This window comes from Sinomonas sp. (genome assembly GCF_051955515.1).
GTDB lineage: Bacteria > Actinomycetota > Actinomycetes > Actinomycetales > Micrococcaceae > Sinomonas.
In genome coordinates, this window is record NZ_JBQCGQ010000054.1 from 1 (window position 1) to 3,339 (window position 3,339).

Annotated in this window: 1 protein-coding gene; it reads right to left on the bottom strand. The window is 69.5% G+C overall.

The annotated features are described in order from the left end of the window. Positions 1–491: 491 nt before the first annotated feature. A partial coding sequence (locus ACTHL9_RS03165) for an NAD-glutamate dehydrogenase domain-containing protein (RefSeq protein ID WP_440517260.1) occupies positions 492–3,339 on the bottom strand: 2,848 nt, incomplete at its 5' end.

Here is a 3,339-nt window from a genome sequence, read left to right on the forward strand (position 1 = left end):
CGTGCTGTTTGAGCACGAGACTGAGCGCGGGTGCGGAAGGGGGCATCAGTCCATTATCCCCCGCCGGTTCCGGCAGCTGCCTGGGGCCTTCCTCCCCAGCTTTAAGGACGACGACGGCGCGACTCGCCGCTGGTCCGGCCGACTCGCCGTGGATTGAAGCCTAAAGCTGGGGACGAAGGGGCGAGGGGACGAGGGGACGAAGGATCGGGCGTGGGCGACGGCGGGTGGCTGGTTCCTGGTTGTGCCGTCACGTTTGCTGGGTGTGGGGACGGCCTCCCCAGCTTTAAGGACCACGACGGCGCGACTCGCCGCTGATCCAGCAGACTCGCCGTGGATTGAAGCCTAAAGCTGGGGAAGGTGACGGCGCAACGGGGGCGCACCCTGCGGAGGTGACGGCGCTAACGGGGGCGCACCCTGCGGAGGTGACGGCGCAACGGGGGCGCACCCTGCGGAGGTGACGGCGCAACGGGGGCGGCGCAGCGGGAGGGGCGCTACGTCCGGACGAGGGTCCTCAGGAGCTTGAGCACCACGGACAGCGACGTGATGCTGACGGGTCCCGGACGGACGACTTCTGCGAGCGAGTCCTTGATCCGGGCGAGCTGCTCCTGGTGCCCGCGCTCCCATTCGATGATCCGGTCGGCGGGATCGGCGAACAGGGCGTCCTCTGCGTGGCCGGTCGTCTGCATCACGGCGATGGTGATGTCCGCGACCACGGAGTACACGTCGTCGCGCAGGGCCGCTCTGGCGAGCGCCTCCCACCGGTCCTCGCGGGGCAGGTCGGTGATGCGCAGCAGCAGCTGCGCCGCCCGGAGCCGGGAGAACACGGCCCAGTAGAGATCGGCGATCCGTTCGACGGGCTCGTCGACCTGCTCGGAGATGAGCGAGATGTCCAGGAGCCCGAAGCTCTCGAGGATGTCCGCCGCTCGGCGGGCCATGTCGTGGGGGAGCCCGAGGGCGTCCCAGTGGGCCAGACGTGCCTGAACCCGGTCGGTGTCCTCGCCGAGGAGGTAGTCCGCGGTCGAGGTGCGCAGCCGTTCGAGGGTGGGCAGGATGCGGGCGAGCGCTTGGTCCAGGGGCTGGTCGCGATGGTCGTGGGTCACGTACCAGCGCGCTGCGCGGTCGAGGGTCCTTCGCATGTGAACGGCCAGTTCGGCCGCCTGTTCGCTGGGGAACTCGGCCGGCAGGCTGGCCACGCGATCCACGAAACGCTGGAGGTCGTAGGCCTCCCGCGCCACGACGAATCCTCGGGCGACGGCGGCGGGCGTCGCCGTCGTCTCCTCGATGACTCGGAAGGCGAAGGTGATGCCGCCGAGGTTGATGATGTCGTTGGCCAGGACAGTGCAGATGATCTGCAGGCGCAGCGGGTGGGCGGCCAGATCGGGGCCGAAGCGTTCGACGATCTGGCGTGGGAAGTAGTCCCGGAGGGTGCGGTCGAACCACGGGTCGTCCGCGAGGTCGGTCTCGGCGAGTTCGCGGGCTAGTTCGATCTTGGCGTAGGCGGCCAGGACGGCGAGCTCGGGGGCGGTGAGGCCCTTGCCGGTGGCGAGGCGGGCGTGGAGCTCGGCGGTGGTGGGCAGGGCCTCGAGGCTCCTGTCGAGGTCGGCGGCCTTCTCGAGCCAGTCCATGGCGCGCTCGAAGCCGGGGCTCCAGTTCAGCACGAGCGCTTGGTCGTTCAGGAGCAGGGTGTTCTGGTCGCGATTGTTCTTCAGGACGTGGGCAGCGACGTCGTCGGCGAGCGAGTGCAGGAGCTGCGCGCGCTCGGAGGGGTCGAGTTTTCCTGCTGCGATCATGCGGTCCAGGAAGATCTTGATGTTGACTTCGTGGTCGGAGCAGTCCACGCCGGCGGAGTTGTCGATCGCGTCGGTGTTGAGGAGGATCCCGTTCAGGGCGGCCTCGACGCGGGCGCGCTGGGTGAGCCCGAGGTTGCCGCCCTCGACCACGATCCGGGCGCGCAGCTGGGTGGCGGTGATGCGGATGGGATCGTTGGCCTTGTCCCCGACCTGTGAGTTTGCCTCGGTGGTGGCCCTGACGTAGGTGCCGATCCCGCCGTTGTAGAGCAGGTCCACCGGGGCGGCCAGGATCGCCTGGATCAGCTCGTTCGGGGCCATGGCGGCCGCGGTCCCGCCGATCCCCAGCGCCGCCCTGACCTGAGGGCTGAGGGGGATGGACTTGGCGGTACGGGGGTGAACGCCTCCGCCTTCGCTGATCAGCGCTGCGCTGTAGTCGGCCCAGGAGGAACGGGGGAGATCGAAGAGCCGGCGACGCTCCTTGAACGAGACGGCGGGGTCGGGGTCGGGGTCAAGGAAGATATGGCGGTGGTCGAACGCGGCCAAGAGGCGGGTGTGCTCGGAGAGGAGCATGCCGTTTCCGAACACGTCCCCCGACATGTCCCCGATTCCGACGGCGGTGAAATCCTGCGCCTGGCAGTCCACTCCCAGCTGGCGGAAGTGGGCTTTGGCGGACTCCCAGGCGCCGCGGGCGGTGATGCCCAGCCGCTTGTGGTCGTACCCAATCGAGCCGCCCGAGGCGAACGCGTCCCCGAGCCAGTACCCGTAGTCCGCGGCGACGGCGTTGGCCGTGTCCGAGAACGCCGCGGTTCCCTTGTCCGCGGCCACCACGAGGTACGTATCGTCCTCGTCGTGCCGCACCACCAGTTCGGGGGGCACGACGCGGCCCTCCGAGGGGGCCAGATTGTCCGTCACGTCGAGCAGTCCGCGGATGAAGTCCCGGTAGGCCTCGGTTCCCTCGGCCAGCCACGCACTGCGATCGGCCTCGGGGTCGGGGAGCCGCTTGGGGTAGAAGCCGCCCTTGGCCCCGGTGGGGACGATCACGGAGTTCTTCACGATCTGGGCCTTGGCCAGCCCCAGGACCTCGGTGCGGAAGTCCTCCCGTCGGTCGGACCACCGGATGCCCCCCCGGGCTACCGGCCCGAAGCCCAGGTGCACGCCCTCCACCCGCGGGGAATAGACCCAGATCTCCGACCGCGGCCGCGGGTACGGTGCCCAGGGCAGGTGCGAGGGCTGGAGCTTGAAGCTCACGAATCCCCGCCCCCGGTAGAAGTTCGTCCTGGTCGTGGCCTCGATCAGGCCCAGGAACGTCCGCAGCAGCCGGTCCGCGTCCAGGGAGGCCACCGCCTCGATCGCCTCCAGCGCAGCAGCCCGGGCACCTCCGGTCTCGCGCAGTCGCTCGGCCGGACGGACCCTCGGATCGAACCGGGCCCGGAACAGGCCCAGGAGCGCGTGCGTGGCCTCCGGATTCCCCAGCAGCGCATCGATGATGAAGTCATACGAGTTCGTCGTCCCCAGCTGGAGCAGATACTTCGCGTACGCCCGCAGGATC